General features: G+C 65.1%; 18 protein-coding genes. 6 read left to right on the forward strand and 12 right to left on the reverse strand.

All coding sequences use genetic code 11. From position 1 onward, the window contains the following. Nucleotides 1-39: 39 nt before the first annotated feature. Complete coding sequence (locus XH93_RS13190) at nt 40-912, reverse strand: phytanoyl-CoA dioxygenase family protein (RefSeq protein WP_194473830.1); 873 nt, start codon at nt 910-912, stop codon at nt 40-42. Nucleotides 913-1,022: 110 nt separating this feature from the next. On the opposite strand from XH93_RS13190, the gene XH93_RS13195 reads away from it, so the two are divergent. Beyond that, on the forward strand, nt 1,023-2,030 hold the full coding sequence (locus tag XH93_RS13195) for a LacI family DNA-binding transcriptional regulator (protein ID WP_194473831.1): 1,008 nt from the start codon (nt 1,023-1,025) through the stop codon (nt 2,028-2,030). A gap of 70 nt (nt 2,031-2,100) precedes the next feature. On the opposite strand, the gene XH93_RS13200 is transcribed toward XH93_RS13195, so the two are convergent. The 8 genes from XH93_RS13200 to XH93_RS13235 all read right to left on the reverse strand — a co-directional run bounded on the left by XH93_RS13200 (nt 2,101) and on the right by XH93_RS13235 (nt 10,544). Beyond that, on the reverse strand, nt 2,101-2,634 hold the full coding sequence (locus XH93_RS13200) for an NADH-quinone oxidoreductase subunit B family protein (protein ID WP_194473832.1): 534 nt from the start codon (nt 2,632-2,634) through the stop codon (nt 2,101-2,103). Between the two features lie 13 nt (nt 2,635-2,647). After that, the gene (locus tag XH93_RS13205) at nt 2,648-4,162 is read right to left on the reverse strand and encodes an NADH-quinone oxidoreductase subunit C (RefSeq protein ID WP_194473833.1); all 1,515 of its coding nucleotides are present in this window, start codon (nt 4,160-4,162) and stop codon (nt 2,648-2,650) included. Nucleotides 4,163-4,176: 14 nt separating this feature from the next. Beyond that, entirely contained in the window at nt 4,177-5,625 is a 1,449-nt protein-coding gene (locus XH93_RS13210; RefSeq protein ID WP_194473834.1) for a hydrogenase 4 subunit F, read from the reverse strand. Beyond that, complete coding sequence (locus tag XH93_RS13215; protein ID WP_194473835.1) at nt 5,622-6,284, reverse strand: hydrogenase-4 component E; 663 nt, start codon at nt 6,282-6,284, stop codon at nt 5,622-5,624. Before XH93_RS13215 ends, XH93_RS13210 begins: the two co-directional genes overlap by 4 nt. Further along, on the reverse strand, nt 6,284-7,240 hold the full coding sequence (locus XH93_RS13220) for a respiratory chain complex I subunit 1 family protein (RefSeq protein WP_194473836.1): 957 nt from the start codon (nt 7,238-7,240) through the stop codon (nt 6,284-6,286). Before XH93_RS13220 ends, XH93_RS13215 begins: the two co-directional genes overlap by 1 nt. Then, on the reverse strand, nt 7,231-9,246 hold the full coding sequence (gene hyfB / locus XH93_RS13225; RefSeq protein WP_194473837.1) for a hydrogenase 4 subunit B: 2,016 nt from the start codon (nt 9,244-9,246) through the stop codon (nt 7,231-7,233). Before hyfB ends, XH93_RS13220 begins: the two co-directional genes overlap by 10 nt. Then, complete coding sequence (locus XH93_RS13230) at nt 9,243-9,515, reverse strand: helix-turn-helix transcriptional regulator (RefSeq protein ID WP_194473838.1); 273 nt, start codon at nt 9,513-9,515, stop codon at nt 9,243-9,245. Before XH93_RS13230 ends, hyfB begins: the two co-directional genes overlap by 4 nt. Before the next feature lie 129 nt (nt 9,516-9,644). Further along, on the reverse strand, nt 9,645-10,544 hold the full coding sequence (locus XH93_RS13235; protein WP_246799609.1) for a CHAD domain-containing protein: 900 nt from the start codon (nt 10,542-10,544) through the stop codon (nt 9,645-9,647). A gap of 278 nt (nt 10,545-10,822) precedes the next feature. On the opposite strand from XH93_RS13235, the gene XH93_RS13240 reads away from it, so the two are divergent. Then, nucleotides 10,823-11,692 (forward strand): aldose 1-epimerase family protein, encoded by an 870-nt coding sequence (locus XH93_RS13240; protein ID WP_194473839.1) that lies wholly within the window; start codon nt 10,823-10,825, stop codon nt 11,690-11,692. 12 nt (nt 11,693-11,704) lie between these two features. Here XH93_RS13240 and XH93_RS13245 read toward each other — a convergent pair whose 3' ends face one another. The 3 genes from XH93_RS13245 to XH93_RS13255 form a co-directional block, all read right to left on the reverse strand. After that, nucleotides 11,705-11,905: a hypothetical protein gene (locus XH93_RS13245; protein WP_194473840.1), complete on the reverse strand. Its 201-nt coding sequence runs from the start codon at nt 11,903-11,905 to the stop codon at nt 11,705-11,707. An 83-nt stretch (nt 11,906-11,988) separates the two neighbouring features. Further along, entirely contained in the window at nt 11,989-12,990 is a 1,002-nt protein-coding gene (gene trpS / locus XH93_RS13250; RefSeq protein WP_194473841.1) for a tryptophan--tRNA ligase, read from the reverse strand. Nucleotides 12,991-13,249: 259 nt separating this feature from the next. Beyond that, nucleotides 13,250-13,984 carry an SDR family NAD(P)-dependent oxidoreductase gene (locus tag XH93_RS13255; RefSeq protein ID WP_194473842.1) on the reverse strand — a complete coding sequence of 245 codons (735 nt, stop codon included), beginning with the start codon at nt 13,982-13,984 and terminating at the stop codon, nt 13,250-13,252. 199 nt (nt 13,985-14,183) lie between these two features. Between XH93_RS13255 and XH93_RS13260 the strand changes: the two genes are divergently transcribed. The 4 genes from XH93_RS13260 to XH93_RS13275 all read left to right on the forward strand — a co-directional run bounded on the left by XH93_RS13260 (nt 14,184) and on the right by XH93_RS13275 (nt 19,092). Continuing rightward, nucleotides 14,184-14,597 carry a DUF3830 family protein gene (locus XH93_RS13260; protein ID WP_194473843.1) on the forward strand — a complete coding sequence of 138 codons (414 nt, stop codon included), beginning with the start codon at nt 14,184-14,186 and terminating at the stop codon, nt 14,595-14,597. A gap of 1 nt (nt 14,598) precedes the next feature. Continuing rightward, nucleotides 14,599-15,537, forward strand: coding sequence for an allantoinase PuuE (puuE, locus tag XH93_RS13265; protein ID WP_194473844.1), 939 nt, complete (start codon nt 14,599-14,601; stop codon nt 15,535-15,537). Nucleotides 15,538-16,339: 802 nt separating this feature from the next. After that, nucleotides 16,340-18,310 carry a long-chain fatty acid--CoA ligase gene (locus XH93_RS13270; RefSeq protein WP_194473845.1) on the forward strand — a complete coding sequence of 657 codons (1,971 nt, stop codon included), beginning with the start codon at nt 16,340-16,342 and terminating at the stop codon, nt 18,308-18,310. Next, complete coding sequence (locus XH93_RS13275) at nt 18,307-19,092, forward strand: ABC transporter ATP-binding protein (RefSeq protein ID WP_139481698.1); 786 nt, start codon at nt 18,307-18,309, stop codon at nt 19,090-19,092. The genes XH93_RS13270 and XH93_RS13275 overlap by 4 nt, the downstream gene beginning before the upstream one ends. Nucleotides 19,093-19,096 lie beyond the last annotated feature (4 nt).

Raw genomic sequence — 19,096 nt, forward strand, 5'->3', positions numbered from 1 at the left:
CAATGCCCGCGGCGTGGCCGCGGGCATCGTCGTCGTTCTCTAGGCGGCGCGCGTGAAGTAGGACTTCTTCGACGCCGACTGGGTCTCGTAGATCGAGCCCTGCCGTTTCGCCGGCGGCAGCGGCATCCGCACCGGCACATCGGTGAGCCGCGGCGTCACCACCGGCGGGCCCGCGAGCAGGCGGCTGTTGAACTCGTCAAAATCCTTCACGCCCATCAGCGGCCAGGCATCGCTCGCCGCCACTTCGTAGAGCAAGAGGTTGCGCGGCCGGTTCGAGGTGTTGGTCGCCGAGCCGTGCAGCGCGCGGACGTGGTGGAACGACATGCTGCCGGCCTTGCCCATGCAGGGCACCGCGCGCTTGATCTCGTCCTGGATCAGATCGGGATCGATCAGGCCGGCGAAGTGGCCGTCGTCGCCATGATGGTCCCACATCGTATCGCCGGTGTGCGTTGCAGGCGTCACCAGCATCGGGCCGTTCTCGATATCGCAATCGTCGAGCAGCACGCCGATCGCGAGGATGTCGTCATTGGTGTGCGGATAGAACGCCCAGTCCTGGTGCCACTCGACCGGCGAGCCGTACTGCGCCGACTTCATGTTGAGCTTGGAGCCGTGCAGGCGAAGCCCGGGGCCGATCAGCTTGGTCAGGATCGAGATCACCGCCGGGCTGCGCACGATCTCGTCGAAGATCGGATGCACCTTCTGCGGCGCCTTGATGCGGCGGACCCGCGGATTTTCCGGCGTGTGACCCGGCTCGAGGTCGTAGACGTCGGTGTGCTCGGTCACCGCGGCGGCGCCGGCCACCAGCTCCGCGAGCACCGTGCGCACCCGCCCGAGCGTCTCCTGATCGAGCACTTCGGGGACAACGATCACCCCGTCGCGCTTGTAGGCCTGAACCTGCTCGTCCGAAATCATCCCGCTTTCTCCCTATACTTCAGTCGGTTGACGCTATGTTAGCGCTAACATAAGGTCATGTTAGCGCTAACATCATGGCTTGGCAACCCGGAATCGTGCACCCTCTGCCCATGAGCTCCGACCTGCCTCCCGAGATCGGCCCGGCCGACGCCGCGCCCACGCTGTCAGCGGTGGCCAAGCGCGCCGGCGTCTCCTCGATCACGGTGAGCCGCGTGGTGCGGCTGCCCGATCTGGTCGCGCCGGAGACCCGCGCGCGGGTCGAGCGCGCGATGCGCGAGCTCGGCTATGTGCCGAACCTGGTGGCGGGCGCGCTGGCGAGCGCGCGCACCAATTCGGTCGGCGTGCTGGTGCCGACCATCGCCAACTCGATCTTCGCCGACACCGTGCAGGGCTTGTCCGACACGCTCGAGCCGCGCGGCTTCTCGGTGATCCTGGCGCAGTCGCGCTACGACGCGGCGCGCGAGGATCGCATGCTGGCGGCGCTGCTGTCGCGGCGGCCGGAGGCGATCATCATGGTCGGCTCGCCCGCGACCGAGGAGGGCGGCCGCCTGCTGCGCAACGCGCGCATCCCGATCGTGGAAACCTGGGAGCTGCCGCCGGCGCCGATCGACGCGGTCGCAGGCTTTGACAATTACAAGGCCGGCGTAGCGGTCGCGAAACATCTGGTCGCGCAGGGCCGCAAGCACCTCGCCTTCATCGGCGGCGACGATCCGCGCGCGACGCGGCGCTGGTCCGGCTTCAGGGACGTGATCCTGGCGAGCGGTCTTGCCGAGCCGCGCCGGCTGATCCTCGAGCGCAACGCCTCGGGCAGTGTGGTGGCGCATGCGCGGCTGCCTGACGTCGACGCGGTGTTCGCCGCCAATGACGCGCATGCGATCGGCTTCATGGCGGGCTTGCGCAGCGCCGGCCTGCTGCGCGACGGGCCGGCGTCGGAGCAGCCGGTCGCGGTGATCGGCCTCGGCGATCTCGAAATGGGCCGGCTGATCTCGCCGACACTAAGCACGATCAGCGTGCATGGCGATGCGATCGGCCGCACCGCGGCGACGCTGACCTTGGAGCGCGGCGGCGAGCGCCGCGTCGATCTCGGCTTCGAGCTGGTGCTGCGCGACAGCGGCTAGATGCAGAGAGCCCATTGACCGATGCAACGAACCTGGAGCGAGCGTTGCGCGATCGTCGCCAGCTCTGCTTTCACCGTGCCGCGCTTGCGGTGTCCACCTGCTCAAGCAAGGCAAGAAGGCCGCGCAGAATCGCCATTGGGGGCGGAGGACAGCCTGGAATGTGGAGATCAACCGGTACGACCGCGGAGACGCCGCCAACCACGGCGTAGCTGCCGGCGAAGCATCCGCCGTCCCTGGCGCAGTCGCCCGCCGCGACAACCCACTTCGGATCAGGGGTCGCATGATACGTGCGCTCCAGCGCCTCGCGCATGTTGTGTGTGACCGGGCCGGTCACCAGCAGGACATCGGCGTGACGCGGCGAGGCGACGAACCGGATTCCGAACCGCTCGACGTCGTAATACGCGTTGTTCAGGGCGTGAATTTCCAGCTCGCATCCGTTGCATGATCCCGCATCGACCTCGCGGATCGAGAGGCTGCGGCCGAGGCGCCGTCTTGCGCTGTCGCCGACCATGGCTGCCAGCTCCGCCAGCGCGGCGTCGTCCGGGCGCGGCGCCTGCTCGGTCAGCGGTTGGCGGAACAGGCTCTGAAACAGGAGTTTGCGCATGTCGTCCGGCTCTTCAGAGGTCGTGCCCGGAATAGGAGCAGTTGAACGATTTGTTGCAGAGCGGGAAGTCCGCCACGATGTTGCCTTCGATGGCGGCTTCGAGCAGCGGCCATTGAAACCACGACGGATCACGCAAGTGACATCGTTCGATCCGGTCGCCGTCGAGGCGCAGCCATGCCAGGATGTCTCCGCGGAAACCTTCGACGATCGCCATGCCTTCCGTCGGCTCTGCGGGGTTTTGCAGCGGCACCCTGACCGGGCCGCTTTCGAGCCCGTCCATGATCTGATCCGCCAGCGAAAGGCTTTGCTCGACCTCCCGGATCCGAATCCAGACTCGGGCGTTGACGTCGCCGTCGTCCAGGACGGGAACCTCGAAGCGCAGCACGTCGTAGGGGCGATAGCCCGGCTTGCGTCGAGCGTCGTGGTTGCGGCCGCTCGCGCGTCCAATATAGCCGCCGGCCGCGAATTGCCTGGCGAGCGCGGGATTGAGGCTGCCGGTGCCGACGGTGCGGTCCTGAAGCGACGCGGTGTTGTCGTAGAGATCGATCAGCGCGGGAAAATGCCGGCGAATTTCGCCGAGCGCGGCGCGGATTGCGGCCGGTCCTGCGTCGGCGATGTCGTGCGCCAGGCCTCCCGGAACGACAACGTCGCGCATCAAGCGGTGGCCGAACGCGATGTCGGCGGCGCGCAGCACGCGTTCGCGCAGCATACCGCAATGCGCGTGCATCAGCGCAAACGACGCATCGTTGCAGATCGCGCCGATGTCGCCGAGATGATTGGCCAGACGTTCGAGCTCGGCCAACAGCGCGCGCAGCCAGAGCGCGCGCGGCGACACGGCAATCTGCTGCGCGGCCTCGACAGCTTGCGAGAACGCCAGGGCGTAGGCGACCGTGCTGTCGCCGGACACCCGCCCGGCGAGCCGCGCGGCCCGTTCAACGCTGCTTCCCGCCATCAATCCTTCGACGCCCTTGTGGGTGTAGCCGAGCCGTTGCTCCAGCCTGACCACCGCTTCTCCGCTCGCGGTGAAGCGGAAATGCCCGGGCTCGATGATGCCGGCATGCACGGGACCGACCGCAATCTGGTGCAGATCTTCGCCTTCTGCTGAAAGGAATTGATACGGCGGCGCATCCGGCGCTGCCGCCGCGCGGCGTTCGCCCAGCGGAAAGCGCATTTGCCATCGGCCGTGATCGAGCCAGGGACGGGCATCCGGCGTGCCGATCGCTTCCAGTCCGAACAGGTCGTGGATCGTGCGCTCCAACCGAAGCGCCGGCCTGTGATGCGCCGCGATCGAGGGAAAGCGCCGATCGGGGCAGTCAAGGCTGATCACGCAGACGTCGGATCCATCCTCCGCGCCGATCGCCATATGCACGCGCGACGGCTCGCCCCACAGTCCGCAGAGGCTCAACCGGCCGTCCGCGAGCAGGCCGGCGACGGCAAGCCAGCTATCGCCATCGACTGTGACGCGCGGCCACGGATGGTGCCGTTCAACTGTACGGCCCGCTCTGATCACGTCGATCAATGAACGCATACCGTTCTCCCTCGCTAACCCAGAAGGCTGGCGACATGCTGGAACCAGACGACCAGCGGTCCCGGAAGGTACACGCCTGCTGTCAGGACCAGCGCGAAATGCGCGAACATCGGCACGTAGGACGCTTCGGCGGGTTTGGCGTTGCCCTCCGGTTCACCAAAGGCAAGGCCGGTGAGGCGCAGCATCAAGGCGCCAAAGGCGAGCAGGAGACCAAGAACGAGCGGAATGGCGAGCAGCGGCTGGCGTGCGAACGTGGAGCTGACGATCAGGAACTCGGTCATGAAGATGCCGAGCGGCGGCAGGCCGGCGATCGCAACAACACCGACCACGAGGCCCCAGCCGAGCGCGGGATGCGTTTCGGTCAGGCCCCGGATGTCGGCAATCCGCTGCGTGCTCTTTACCTGGGCGATGTGGCCCACCGCGTAGAAGATTCCCGACTTGGTCAGGCTATGCATCACCATGTGAAGCAGCCCCGCGAAGTTGGCGAGCGGGCCGCCCATTCCGAACGCAAACACGATGATGCCCATGTGCTCGATCGAGGAATAGGCAAACAGCCGTTTGATGTCGCGGCGCCGGTAAAGCATGAAGGCCGCGAACAGCAGCGAGGTCAGTCCCATCGTCACCATCAATGGGCCCGGCGATATCGCGTAAGGGTTGGCGGCGAGCAGGATCTTGAAGCGAAGCACCGCATAAAGCGCGACGTTCAGCAGCAGGCCGGAGAGCACGGCGGAGATCGGAGTGGGGCCCTCCGCGTGCGCGTCCGGAAGCCAGGCATGCAGCGGCGCGAGGCCGACCTTGGTGCCGTATCCGAGCAGCAGGAAGATGAAGGCGAGGTTGAGCAGCGCGGGGTCGAACGTCGCCGCCTGGTTGATCAGCAGCGTCCAGACCATCGCGTCCTGGCCCTCGCCGACGACGGGCCGTGCCGCCATGTAGACGAGGATGGTGCCGAACAGCGCGAGCGCGATGCCGACGCTGCCCAGGATGAAATATTTCCAGGCGGCCTCGAGCGCGGCGTGGGTTCGGTAGATGCCGACCATCAGGACGGTGGTGAGGGTCGCGATCTCCACCGCGACCCACATCAGGCCGATATTGTTCGACACGAACGCGAGGTTCATGCCGAACATCATGATCTGGTACATGGCATGGTAGAAGCGCAGGTAACCGGGCGTCAGTCGCCCGGTTTCGATCTCGTGGGCAATATAGCTCGCGCTGAAAACGCTGGTGGTGAAGCCCACGAAGGTGTTGAGCACGATGAAGACGATGTTGAGGTCGTCGACCAGCAGGTAGTGCCCGGGTTGCGGGCGCTCGAGGACGAACAGCGACAGCGCGGCCAGAAACGTGCTGAGGCTCGCGAGGATGTTGAGCCCCGCGGTCAGCCGGTAGCCGGGCAGCGCCGCAAGCACCGCCGCGGCGCCGATCGGTATCAGCAGAACCCAGGCCGCGGCATCCGACGCGGCGGTCATCGTCGCTCCCCCCTGAATTCGTCGAGAGCGCCGACGTCGACGGTGTCGAACCTTTCCCGAATGCGGAACAGGAACACGCCGATCACGATGAACGCGATCAGGATCGAGAATGCCACGCTGATCTCCACGACCAGCGGCATGCCCTTGGCGCCCGTCGCCGCCAGCACCAGCCCGTTCTCCAGCGACATGAAGCCGACGACCTGGCTGACGGCGTTGCGCCGCGTCACCATGACCAGCAGCCCGAGCAGCACGACCGACAACGCGAACGCCAGATCTTCCCGCGCCAGCGGATCGGCAGTGCCGGTCACCCGCAGCATCAGCACCATGGAAAGGGCGACCAATCCCATTCCCGCCAGCATGGTAAGGCCGATGCCGACCGCGGTCTCGATGTCGCGATGGATGCCGAGCTGCTTGATGATCCGGTGCAGCGCCACCGGGATGATGACCGCCTTGAACACCAGCGCGATGACCGCCGTCACATAGAGGTGCGGCGCATTCTGGATGTATGCCTGCCAGGCGACCGAGCAGGCCAGCACCAATGCGTGCAGCGCGAACACGTTGAGCAGCGCGTAAAGCCGGTCTTGATACAGCATCATGAAGCTGACCAGGACCAGGCTGCCGGCGAGCAGATGGGCGATGTCGAAGGCGAGATTAGGCATCAGAAGCTCCGCGACACGAACCGAAGCAGCGTCCCGAGCAGGCCGAGCATGAGCGCCGCGCCGAGAAATTCGGGGACACGAAACACCCGCATCTTCGCCGTCGCGGTCTCGAACGCGGCAAGTAGCAGGCTGGCGACCGCGAGCTTGAAAATGTAGGCGCCGGCGCCGGCCAGGTAGGATGCGGGGCCCGCGCCGACGATGGTGATCTGCCAAGGAAAGAACACGCAGATGATCAGGGAGACGTAGAGCAGCAGCTTGAGAAAGGCGCCGAACTCGATCATCGCCAGATGGCGTCCGGAATATTCGAGGATCATCGCCTCGTGCACCATGGTCAGCTCCAGATGCGTCGCCGGATTGTCGACCGGAATGCGCGCATTTTCCGCGAGCGCCACCATGATCAGCGCAATCATCGCCATGCCGAGCGAGATGCGCAGTCCGACTTCGGACGACGCCATGAAGGTGGCGACGGTCGAGAGCTGGGTCGAGCCGGCAATAAGCGCGACGCAGAACACCATCAGCAGCATGGCGGGCTCCGCCAGGGCGGCGATCATCACCTCGCGGCTGGAGCCGATGCCGCCGAAGCTGGTGCCGACATCCATGCCGGCGAGCGCGAGGAAGAAGCGCGCGCTCCCGAGCAGGGCGACGATCGCGATCAGATCGGCGCTCCAGCTGAACTGCAGGCCGGTCGCAAAGGTCGGGACCAGCGCTGCTGCGACCCAGATCGCGGCAAACGTGATATAGGGCGTAACGCGGAACAGCCACGACGCGTTCTCGGCGAGCACGACCTCCTTGCGCAGCAATCGCAGCAGGTCCCGGTAAGGCTGGAAGACGGACGCTCCCTTGCGGCGCAACAGGCGGGCCTTGATCTTGCGAACGAAGCCGGTGAACAGCGGCGCGAGCAGCAGCACCAGCGTCATCTGCACCAACTGCACAAGGATGTCCGAGATCACGACCATATCGCGAGCACCAGCAGCAACGTGACGAGCGTGGCAAAGACCAGACTGAGATAGCGGCGGATGGTCAGGAACTGGAGCTGGTTCAGTCGATCGGCAAGAAACCACACCGCCCCGCTCACCGGTGCGTACAGCCCCTCCCACACCGGATCATGCATCTCGACCTTGAGGCGGGCCGGCCGGAGGTCGCCGGGCGGCGGCATCTCGACATGCTCGCGGGCCTGAAACACCAGCGTTCCGAAAACCCGGCGGATCGGCTGGACGAAACTGACGCCAGAATACTGCGCCGCCGGCGTGGGGTCGGTGAAGCCGCAACCCCAGGCCGGCCCCCGCCGGATCGCGTGCGACGCAAAGCGATGGATGAAGTAGACCGCAAGCGAGGCCGTTGCCGTGATGAAGACGAAGACGAGCAGCCCGTTGTAGGAGCTGCGGCTCTCTTCGATCGGAACGATCGAAAGCCAGGGGTCGCTTGCCTGGACCGGCATGCGATGACCGAGCAGGGCCTGGGCGACCGGTGAGAGGATGTCGATCACGAGTCCCGGCAGAATTCCGGCCAGGAAACACAGCACCGCCAGGGCGAACATCGCGGCGAGAGAGCAACGATCGACCTCGCCGGCGGCCTCCGCGACCGGGCTCCGCGCGCGGCCGAGGAAAGTGATGCCGAAGGCCTTGACGAAACACGCCGCCGCCAGCGCCGCGGCCAGCGCCAATGACGCGCCGACCGCCGGCACCATGACCTTGAGGCCCCATTGCGGCAGGTCGGGGCTCTGCAGGATGGCCTGAAAGACCAGCCATTCGGACGCAAACCCGTTGAACGGGGGAAGCGCCGAGATTGCGACGCAGCCGACGAGAAAGGCAAAGCTCGTGAGCGGCATGCGGTGGATCAGGCCGCCGAGCGTCTCGATGTTGCGTTGGCCGGTCGACGACAGCACGGCGCCGGCGCCAAAGAACAGCAGGCTCTTGAAGAACGAGTGGTTGAGGATATGGAAGAGCGCCGCCGTGAAGGCGAGGGCAGCGGCGAGGCCGAGGCCGTTCGCCTGAAAGGCAAGCGCGAGGCCGAGGCTGGCGAAGATCACCCCGATGTTCTCGATGGTGGAGTAGGCGAGGAGACGCTTGAGGTCCTTCTCCATCAGCGCGCTGAGGATTCCCAGCACCGCGGTGGCGCTGCCGAGGACGAGCACGACGACGGCCGACGACCAGTTGGGCGGTCCAAGCAGATCGAACACGACGCGGATAAATCCGTAGATCGCGACCTTCGTCATCACACCGCTCATCAGCGCCGAGACGTGGCTCGGCGCCGCGGGGTGGGCGAGCGGCAGCCAGACATGCAACGGCGCCAGCCCGGCCTTCGATCCGGCGCCGAGCAGCATCAGCGCGAGCACCAGCCCAGCTTCGGACGGCGAATGCTGGGCGGCGCGCATGGCGGCAAACCCATAGCCGCCTCCGGCCCCCGACAGCAGGCCAAAGGCCAGCAGCAAGGCCAGCGTCCCGAAGCTTGCCATCACGAGATAGACATATCCCGCCCGCGCATTGTCCGCTTCGCGGTGGTGCGCCATGACCAGCGCCCACGATGCCAGCGACATGAATTCCCAGCACAGCAGAAAGCTGAACGCATCGTCCGCAAGCACGACGAGGTTCATCCCGGCGAGGAATGCCGGAAAGAAGGGAAGCACGCGATGCGGCGCGGTTTCGTGGCGGCCGTAGCCGAGGCCGTAAAGGCTGGCTGCCGCGCCGCCGAGATTGACCACCGCAAGAAAGAAAGCGGCGAGCGCGTCGAGGCGAAAATGCGCCCCGAGCCAGGGCAGGCCGACCGGCAGCACCAGTTCTGTCGCATTGCCGCCCGCCACAAGCACGGGCAGGCACCGCGACAGCGCGATCAGCGAAATCGCCAGCGTTGCGCCATAGACAATCGCCGTCGATCTGCGCGACCGGCTTGTTGCAATCGCCAGAACGGTCGTTCCCAGCAGCGTGGCTACACACCATAACTGCTGGGCGACCGCCGACGTCACGTCCGCACCTTCGGCGAGCTCGATCCGGCCTTGAGCCGCACGCCGCGGCCTCCGCCGCTGCTGAGCGCTCCCTCGTTGATGACCTCGACGCCGGCCGCGCCGAGCGCGTCGATCAGTTTGACGAGCGAGTCAACGTTGCCGCGAATGGTGCCTTCGCTCGCCTCCATGCGCTGGATGGTCGGTACCGAGAGGTCCGACAGTTCGGCGAGTTGCCGCTGGTCGATACCAAGCAAGGCTCTGGCAGCCCGGAGCTGCGCCGCAGTGATCATCGATCCGGTCGTCGATTGAGGCTGGCGTGAATTCGATTTTCATTTATGCACGCCAACTAATGATGCTGCAAGTGGGATATATGATGTTTTATACATCATATTCGCGCGCTGGACGCCGCGGCGCGGCAATCATCCGGCGACCTTCCGATAGACCGACGCGGCGCGGCGCAGCAGGTGGCTCCTGCGCTTCCGCTCGTGCTCCTTGCGGCGCTTCGCCTTGCGCTTGCGCTTCCGCAATTCGCGCGCGTCGGCGCTCTCGACCAGTTCGCGGCGCACCTCGTCATCGTTCAGCTCGCCGAGGAGCTGCTGCCCCTTGCGCAGATGCTTCAGGACGATGCGCCACGAGGCGTATTCGTCGGCAGGCAAACCGCCCTCGGAAAACTCGATGGCATAGCGCAGCCGCTTGCTGGCGAGCCGCACGCGGTGGCGCTTGTTTCTGCCCATGCCCTGCAGCCCGCGGCTCTTCTGACAGAGCTTTTGATGCCACCGTGCCAGCCGGCGGGCATGAAACACCGCGACCGGCACGGCCCGCCGCTGCGCGGCGCGGCGATCCTGGGTCGTGGTCCATGGCCCGCTGCCGACCCAGTCCCACATGCCGTCGAACCATTGCTGGTAGCGCTCGCTCTGCAGCGTGTCCTTGAGGGCTTCGAACGCCTCGGTCCGCGCCGTCCTGAACATCCGCTCTTCCGGCGAGCCCTTGCTGTTCTCGATCGCGACGTCGAGGTCGCGCGTTGCGCCGAGAAAGACGCTCAGCCATTTCAGCTCGGCCTTCAGCCGCGTCCATTCGCCGTCCGCCACCATCGGTCCGTAGAACGCGATCGCCGCCTTCAGCCGCGTCAGCGCGATACGGGTGTGGTGCAGCGCGTTGGGATCGCCGGCAAGGACTGCCGCGTGGTTGATCGCCACTTCCTCGAGGCATTCTGACAGGATCAGACGAAACGCGGTTTCGCAACGCATCGCCTGGCTGAGTTGGCGTGGCCGTTTCGGGCGGACAGCGCGCTCCTTGGCCGGACTTGCCGTTAACGTCATCACTCTCCCTGATCCCGGTCGGTGCCGCAACGCAACACGCGGCGTCCCGGGCGGAAAGAATTCCCGTTTGATCGATCTCGATCAAGGGGTTTCTACCCCTGGACGCCGCATTGATGGGGTGCGCGATCAAAATGTCGCAACAGAAATCGCCTATTGGAGAAGGTTTTGCGGTCGATACCGGTGCTCGCTCGCAGGAGTTGCGGATCGGCCGGGGTTGACGCCGCCGCGAAGATCCAACATCTGCTTCCCGGCAGAGTGCGTTCCGGCGAGGTGAGGCAATGAGCGACAGTCACACGCTGCGCGGCGAGGGGATCGCCGCGACCATTTTGGCGCAAGGCGCCGAACTATCGTCACTCAGGAACGCCGAAGACGTCGAACTGCTCTGGCAGGCGGGCGCGCAATGGCCGCGTCACGCGCCCGTGCTGTTCCCGATCGTCGGCAAGCTGAAGGGCGACACGCTGCGTCACCACGGCAAGATTTATCGGATGACGCAGCACGGCTTCGCACGCGACCGACGCTTCGCCTGGCTGGAGCAGGGAGCGCGCGCCTGCAAGCTGGTGCTGACCGACGATGCGGAGACCAGGGCGCGCTATCCTTTCGCTTTCAAACTCGAGGTCACCTACGCCGTTGCCGGCGCCGCGCTCGAGGTCGCTTTCGATGTCATCAACACCGGTGACGAGATGCTGCCCGCCTCGCTCGGCGGTCACCCCGCCTTCAACTGGCCGCTGCGTGCGGGATTGCCGAAGGAAGCCTACACGCTGACCTTCGCAAACGAAGAACCTGCGCCGGTCCGGAGGCTGCAGGACGGGCTGATGCGGCCGCAGGCCGAACCAAGTCCGGTCGAAGGCAGGACGCTCGTGTTGTCGGAGCGGCTGTTCGATGACGATGCGGTGATCCTCGATCAGGTCGCGAGCCCGTCGGTCCGCTTTGCGGCTATGCAAGGCCCTGCGATTGAGATGTCCTGGAGCGGCTTTCGCGAGCTCGGCATCTGGTCGAAGCCGGGCGGCGCCCCTTTCCTGTGCATCGAGCCGTGGCACGGTTTTGCGAGCCCCGCGGCGTTCGACGGCGAGTTTGCCGACAAGCCCGGGTTGATGCATATCGCGCCGGGCGCGCGCCGCTCGCTGAGCTACCGCATCCGCGTCAGCTGAAAGAAGATCAGGCTACTGCGCCCGGCTGCCGAGTGCGCTCGTGAGCGCCGAGACCGACGGCGGGTTCTCGCTGGCCCAGGCCTCATGCGCGGCGAGATCGCGGTAATGGTCGGCCATGCGCAGCAGCCGTTCGCGGATGGCGGCGTCCTCTTCGCTCTTGGCCTGATCGGCCAGTTGCGCGGCGCGCTCGAGAAGCGCTTTCGGTTCGATCACGACGAACTCCAGATTCAGTTTTCGCCCGAGAGATAACGGCGCCGAGGCAAGCACAGTTCCCCCATGGTTTGATGACAAGTGCGTCAGAGCTGGAACAGGCCGAGCCCCTGCATGACGTCGCGCTTGGTGCGCTCCGTGATCTCCCGCGCCCTGAGGGTTCCGCGCCTGATGACGTCGACGACATGATCGCGATTGCGCGCGAGTTCGGCGCGGCGCGCGCGGATCGGCGCGATCAGCGCCTGCAGGATATCCTCCAGCCGCCGCTTCACGGTGGAATCCCCGAGGCCGCCGCGCCGATAGCGCGCCTTCAATTCGGCGACGGCATCGTGATCGTCGTCGAACGCGTCGAGATAGGTGAAGACGACATTGCCCTCGACCTTGCCGGGATCGGCGACCCGCAGGTGGTCGGGATCGGTGAACATCGCGCGCACGGCGGCGGTGATGTCATCTGGTGAAGCCGAGAGCGCAATCGCATTGCCGGCGGATTTGCTCATCTTGGCGCGCCCGTCGACGCCGGGCAGCCGTCCCGCGCGCGGAATGATCGCCTGTGCTTCCGGCAGCAGCGCGTGGCCGGCCAGCGCATTGACGCGCCTGACAATCTCGTTGGTCTGCTCGATCAGCGGCGCCTGGTCCTCGCCGACCGGCACCACGGTGGCGCGAAACGCGGTGATGTCAGCCGCCTGCGCCACCGGATAACACAGAAAACCCGCCGGAATGTCGCGTCCAAAGCCGCGCGCGCGGATCTCGTCCTTGATGGTGGGATTGCGTTCCAGCCGCGCCACGGTGACGAGGTTGAGATAGAGCATCGACAATTCTGCAAGCGCGGGAAGCTGCGATTGCAGGCAGATCGAGCTGCGTTCGGGATCGATGCCGACGGCAAGGTAATCCAGCGCGACCTCGACGACGTTGTTGCGGACCTTGCCGGTGTCATGGGCGTTGTCGGTGAGCGCCTGCATGTCGGCCAGCAGCAGAAATTGCTGATGGGTGTCCTGGAACGCAAGCCGGCTTCTGAGCGAGCCGGCATAGTGGCCGAGATGCAGCGGCCCGGTGGGGCGGTCGCCGGTGAGAATGATTGGTTTTGCCATAGGTGTCTCCGTTTCGGTTGAACGGGGGCACCGCATGCGGGTTGCTGACATGAAAAAGGCCGCCCCATGCGGCGGCCCCGAAAATGCATGAACGCGTTTCGGCCCGCCGGTCAGTCGGCGAGCCACCAGAAATTGGCGATGAGGATCGAGCGCTTCATGCGGCAAGCCGTTAAGGCAAACCGACCGTGTGGTCAAGCCGCCGGCTCATTGTTGAGCATGATCTTTTCGGAAAACCGCAACGCACTTTCCGGATCATGCTCTAGTTGAACGCCATGCCGCCGCTCATCGCAATGGTCTGCCCGGTCATGTAGGGATTGTTGACCAGCAGCATCACGGCTTGCGCGACCTCCTCGGCGGTGCCGAAGCGGCCCATCGGAATCCGGCCGACCAGGCTGCTTTGTCCCTTCATCATGTCGGTCTCGATCAGCGAGGGCGCCACCGCATTCACGGTGATGCCTTCCTTGACCAGGCGCGCCGCGTAGCCGCGGGTCATTCCCTCCATGCCGGCCTTCGACGCGTTGTAATGCGGCCCGATCGCGCCGCCGCCCCGCGCGGCGCCGGAGGAGATATTGACGATGCGGCCCCATTTCCTTGTACGCATCATCGGCAGCACGGCCTGCGTGCACAGGAACGCCGATTTGAGGTTGACCGTGATGGTGCGGTCGAAATCCTCCTCGGTGAGATCGTCGACGCCGCGCACGATGGCGATGCCGGCATTGTTGACCAGAATGTCGAGCGGACCGAGCTCGTTCCTGGCGCGCTCGACCAGCTCCGTGACGGCGGCGGCCTCGGAGACATCGGCGGCGATCGCGACGGCCCGGCCACCGGCCGCAACGATGCCCTTGGCCAGCGTCTCCGCCTCGGTAGCGCGCTCGCGATAGTTGATCGCGACCGCGGCGCCGGCCTCGGCCAGCATCTTGACGATGGCGGCGCCGATGCCGCGCGAGCCTCCGGTCACGAGGGCCACATGTCCGTGCAGGCTGCCTGTCGTCATCGCGATCTCCTGATTTGGCGCTCGGTGTCAGGTTCGCAAACGGGACGGCGGGGCGCAACGCGACGGCGCTCACATCTGCGTTGCGAAGACCCAGGGTGACGAAAAGCGGCCCAAATTGCCGGAATCGGCCTTGCGTCCGGCGCCACCCGGCGGCAATGCTGGGGCGTCATTTCCTCAAAAGCGCACCCACGAGAGATCGATGAGCAAACTGATTGTCCACGCCGGCGACTTCACCTTTGACGCCCGTTTCGAGGAGCAGCTGGCGCCGAAGACGGTCGCTGCGTTCCGCAAGGCGATGCCGTTCGAAAGCCAGGCGATCCATGTGCGCTGGAGCGGCGAGGGCGTCTGGATGCCGCTCGGCGATCTCGATTTCGGCGTCCCCTACGAGAACCACACCAGCTATCCGGCGCCCGGCCAGATCATCCTCTATCCCGGCGGCATCAGCGAGACCGAGATCCTGCTCGCCTATGGCGGCGTGCATTTCGCCAGCAAGATGGGCCAGCTCGCCGGCAACCACTTTATCACGCTGACCTCGGGCCTGGAGAACCTCACCACGTTCGGCAAAACGGTGCTGTGGAAGGGCGCGCAAAAGATCCGCTTCGAGGAAGTTTGATGTGACCGAGCCCCGCTACCCGCGCGATCTCCGCGGCTACGGCCGCAACCCGCCCGATCCGAAATGGCCGGATGCGGCGCGGGTCGCGGTGCAGTTCGTGGTCAATTTCGAGGAGGGCGGCGAGAACAACATCCTGCACGGCGATGCCGCCTCGGAAGCCTTTCTGTCCGACGTGCTCGGCGCAAAGCCCTGGATCGGCAAGCGCCACGCCAATATCGAATCGATGTTCGAATATGGCTCACGCGCCGGCTTCTGGCGGCTGTGGCGGATCTTTAGCGAGCGCAGGCTGCCGGCGACTGTGTTCGGCGTCGCGATGGCGCTGAAGCGCAATCCGGACGCCGTCGCGGCGATGCTGGAGGCAGGCTGGGACATCGCCAGCCACAGCCTGCGCTGGGTCGAGCACAAGGACATGACCGAGGTCGAGGAGCGCGACGAGATCGCGCGCGCTATTGCCGTGCACACCGAGGCGACCGGCGCGCGGCCGCTCGGCTGGTACACCGGCCGCTCCTCGATCAACACGCTGCGGCTTTTGATGGAAGCGGGCGGCCTGCGCTATCTCTGCGACTCCTATGCCGACGACCTGCCGTACTGGATCAAGGCCCCGGGGACCGAGCCGCATCTCGTGATCCCCTACACGCTCGATGCCAACGACATGCGCTTCATCAACCCGCAGGGCTTTGGCGGCGGCGACGAGTTCTACACCTATCTGAAGGACAGTTTTGACGTGCTCTACGCCGAGGGCGCGACGCAGCCCAGGATGATGTCGGTCGGGCTGCATTGCCGCGTCGTCGGCCGTCCCGGCCGCGCCGCCGCCTTGATGCGGTTTCTCGACTACATCGGCAAGCACGAGCATGTCTGGGTGCCGACTCGGCTTGCGATCGCCGAGCACTGGCACGCCAATCTGAAGCACCTCGCCGAGCACGCGTTCGAGATCAGCTGAGTTGCGATACCCTCCCGCAGGGGGCGCTGAACAAATGCCGAAAAACAACCCCATGCAAAGTAGCCGGCGGCGGCGGCCGGCGTTCGAGAAGGCGGCTGTCCGTAGCGACTTGACACGTCGGGCAAGTCAGGGTTAATCTTCCAATATTCCGAAATCGTGCCGGCGCGACCATGGTTCCATTGCACCCCGAGATGCATTGGATGAATTGCTGCGTTGCACCGATACCGGAAGCGATCGCCGATTCTGTGCGTTAGCGGCCCAGCAGTTGCCCGCCGAATGACGTCCTGCACGCGATCCGCCTGCTCCCAAGCACCCCGATACAGACCTTCAGCAGCATCCAGTCTTGTCCGGCTACCCCAAGGTCGGTGACTCAGTCGATGAGGCGGCAAACCTCGGCGGAATGCAGACGCCGAGACGGCGATCTTCAATTGGTGACAGCGCGCCACAGACTGGGGAAGGGCAGATCGAACGACGGAGAATTCAGTCTGGCACTCCGCCGGCCGAACAGTAGGCCTGCCAGCCATTGGGACTACCCCTTCCGAGCCGATCAGCGTCCGCCTTGCAGGCAAGACTTTTCCGGATTGGTCGTCCATGAGATTTGCTTCGGGGCTCGATGGCCAGTCCGCTATCGCGAGGGTCTCCCCTGCGGATCCGAGGAAGATCCATCAATGTGGGACTTGTAGGATTTTCGATCCGCTGTAATGTTGGAACATGCGGCACTCGCATGGCTGTTGCCAGTAGAGGGCAGGCGTCACCAAAACAGGAGCGAACCAACGCGCCGGTTTTTGGGATCGAGACCGACATGGCCGGTGGCGGATCGTTTGACACGTTCCCCAAATTGCTGCTGCGGAATGCAGCGCAGTTAGGCACGCGTCCGGCGTATCGGCACAAGGATCTTGGCATCTGGCAGAGCTGGACCTGGGCGCAAGTTGCCGGGGTCGTGCGCGCCTATGCCGCGGGTTTGCATCGCCTGGGCCTGCGGCCGGGCGACACGATCGCCGTGGTCGGCTCCAACCGGCCGAAGCTTTACTGGACCATGATGGCAGCGCAGGTGCTGCGCGCAATTCCCGTTCCGGTCTACGCGGATGCGGTGGCCGACGAACTTGCCTTTGTTCTCGCCCATGCCGAGGCGAAGCTGGTCGCCGCGCAAGACCAGGAGCAGGTCGACAAGGTCCTGTCGGTGTCCGATCGACTGCCGCAACTCGACAAGATCGTCTATGACGAGCGGCGCGGGCTTGAGGGCTACGATCATGATCGATCGATTGCGATCGACGATGTCATCGAGGACGGTCGCGCGGCCCTTGCCGCCGACGCCGCGCTGGGCGAACGGATCGATGAACTGGTTCGGACAGGCGACGGTTCTGACGTCGCGGTCATCCTCTACACCTCGGGAACGACCGGCGCGCCGAAGGGCGTCATGGTGTCGTCGCGAGGCGGCATCGATGCCGCAATCGATACCACGCGATTCGATCGACTGACCGACCAGGACGTGGTGCTCGCCTATCTGCCGCTTGCCTGGGCGGGCGATCACTACGTCAGCTATGTGCAGGGCCTCGTGACTGGATACTGCATGGCGTGTCCCGAAAGCCGCGACACGATCGAGCAGGACCGGCATGAGATCGGACCAACCTTCTACCTGGCTCCGCCACGAATTTTCGAGGCCATGTTGACCCGGCTGATGGTCCGCATGGAGGACGCTGCGCCGATCAAGCGGCGGATGTTCAACTACTTCCTCGACGTCGGGCGCCGGTATGGCGAGCAGGTCCTGACCGGAAGGCCGGTGCCGCTGTCAGGCCGCTTGCTCTACGCACTCGGGCGCTGGCTGGTCTACGAGCCCCTCAAGAACGTTCTTGGCATGTCCCGGCTGCGGGTCGCATACACCGGAGGTGAGGCCATCGGCCCGGATCTGTTCGCGTTCTACCGCTCGATCGGACTGAACCTGAAACAGCTCTACGGCCAGACCGAAGCGTTCCTCTATGTGACGTGCCAGCCCGATGGCGAAATCTACTCGGATACGGTTGGTCCGCCGGCGCCCAATGTCGACATCCGCATCGCGGAATCGGGCGAAGTGCAGTTTCGCTCGCCCGGCATGTTCCTCGGATATTTCAAGGATCAGGCAAAAACGGCGGAGGCCATCACATCCGACGGATACGTCAGGACCGGCGATGCCGGCTTTTTCGACGAGAAGACCGGGCATCTGAAGATCATCGATCGTGCGAAGGACGTCGGTCGGCTGGCTGACGGCACGATGTTTGCCCCCAAGTACCTTGAGAACAAGCTGAAGTTCTATCCCAACATCAAGGAAGCGATCACGTTCGGCGACTCCAGGGATTTCGTATGCGCGATGCTCAACATCGACCCGGTCGCGGTCGCGAATTGGGCGGAACGCAACAACGTCGCCTACGGGTCCTATCACGAGCTTGCCGGGCATCCGCTGGTCTACGATATGGTCGCCAAGGACGTTGCCGCGGTGAACCGCTCCCTGGCCGCGGAGAAGCTGCTTGCGGGCGCCCAGATTCGCCGCTTCCTCATTCTGCACAAGGAACTCGATGCGGATGACGGCGAACTGACCCGCACGCAGAAGGTGCGCCGCCGCTTCATTGCCGAACGCTATGCTTCGTTGATCACGGCACTCTACAGCGGAGCGCAAGACGCCGACATTTCCACGGAAGTGACGTTTGAGGATGGCCGGAAGGGCACGATCGCGGCGCGGGTCAAGGTTCGCGACATGCAAGTCGTCGGTCCGGCAGAAGCGTTGGGACGAGCGGCATGAGAGCGCCGGACAGCAACGAAATCCTGCTGCAGGTCGAGGGCGTGGCCCTGGCCTTCGGCGGCGTCAAGGCGCTGCGGGACGTTTCGTTCAATGTCAGAAAAGGCGAAATTCGAGCCATCATCGGCCCCAACGGCGCCGGCAAAACCTCGATGCTGAACGTCGTCAACGGCTTCTATCATCCCAACCACGGCGTCATCACCTTCAAGGGGCGTACCCGGACCAAAATGCAGCCGTTCGAGGCGGCGCGCGGCGGCATCGCACGCACCTTTCAGAATGTCGCCCTGTTCAAGGGCATGAGCGCGCTCGACAACATCATGACAGGCCGCACCCTGAAGGTGCGCCGGGGGCTGTTGTGGCAGGTGCTGCGTTACGGCCCTGCTCTCGCAGAGGAGGCCGAGCATCGGCGCAAGGTCGAGGAGATCATCGACTTCCTGGAGATCGAGACAATCCGCAAGGTACCGGTTGGGCGTTTGCCGTACGGCTTGCAGAAGCGTGTCGAACTCGGCCGCGCCCTGGCGATGGAGCCCGATCTTCTCCTGCTCGACGAGCCGATGGCAGGCATGAACCTCGAGGAGAAGGAGGACATGTCGCGCTTCATCATCGACGTGAACAACCATTACGGCACGACCATCGCCCTGATCGAGCACGACATGGCCGTGGTCATGGATCTGTCGGATCGCGTGGCGGTGCTCGATCACGGCGTCAAGATCGCCGACGGCACGCCGGACGAGGTGAAGAGGAATCAGTCGGTCATCGACGCCTATCTTGGAGTTGCGCGCTGAGGAG

The sequence above is a fragment of the Bradyrhizobium sp. CCBAU 51753 genome, from assembly GCF_015291565.1.
Taxonomy (GTDB): domain Bacteria; phylum Pseudomonadota; class Alphaproteobacteria; order Rhizobiales; family Xanthobacteraceae; genus Bradyrhizobium; species Bradyrhizobium ivorense.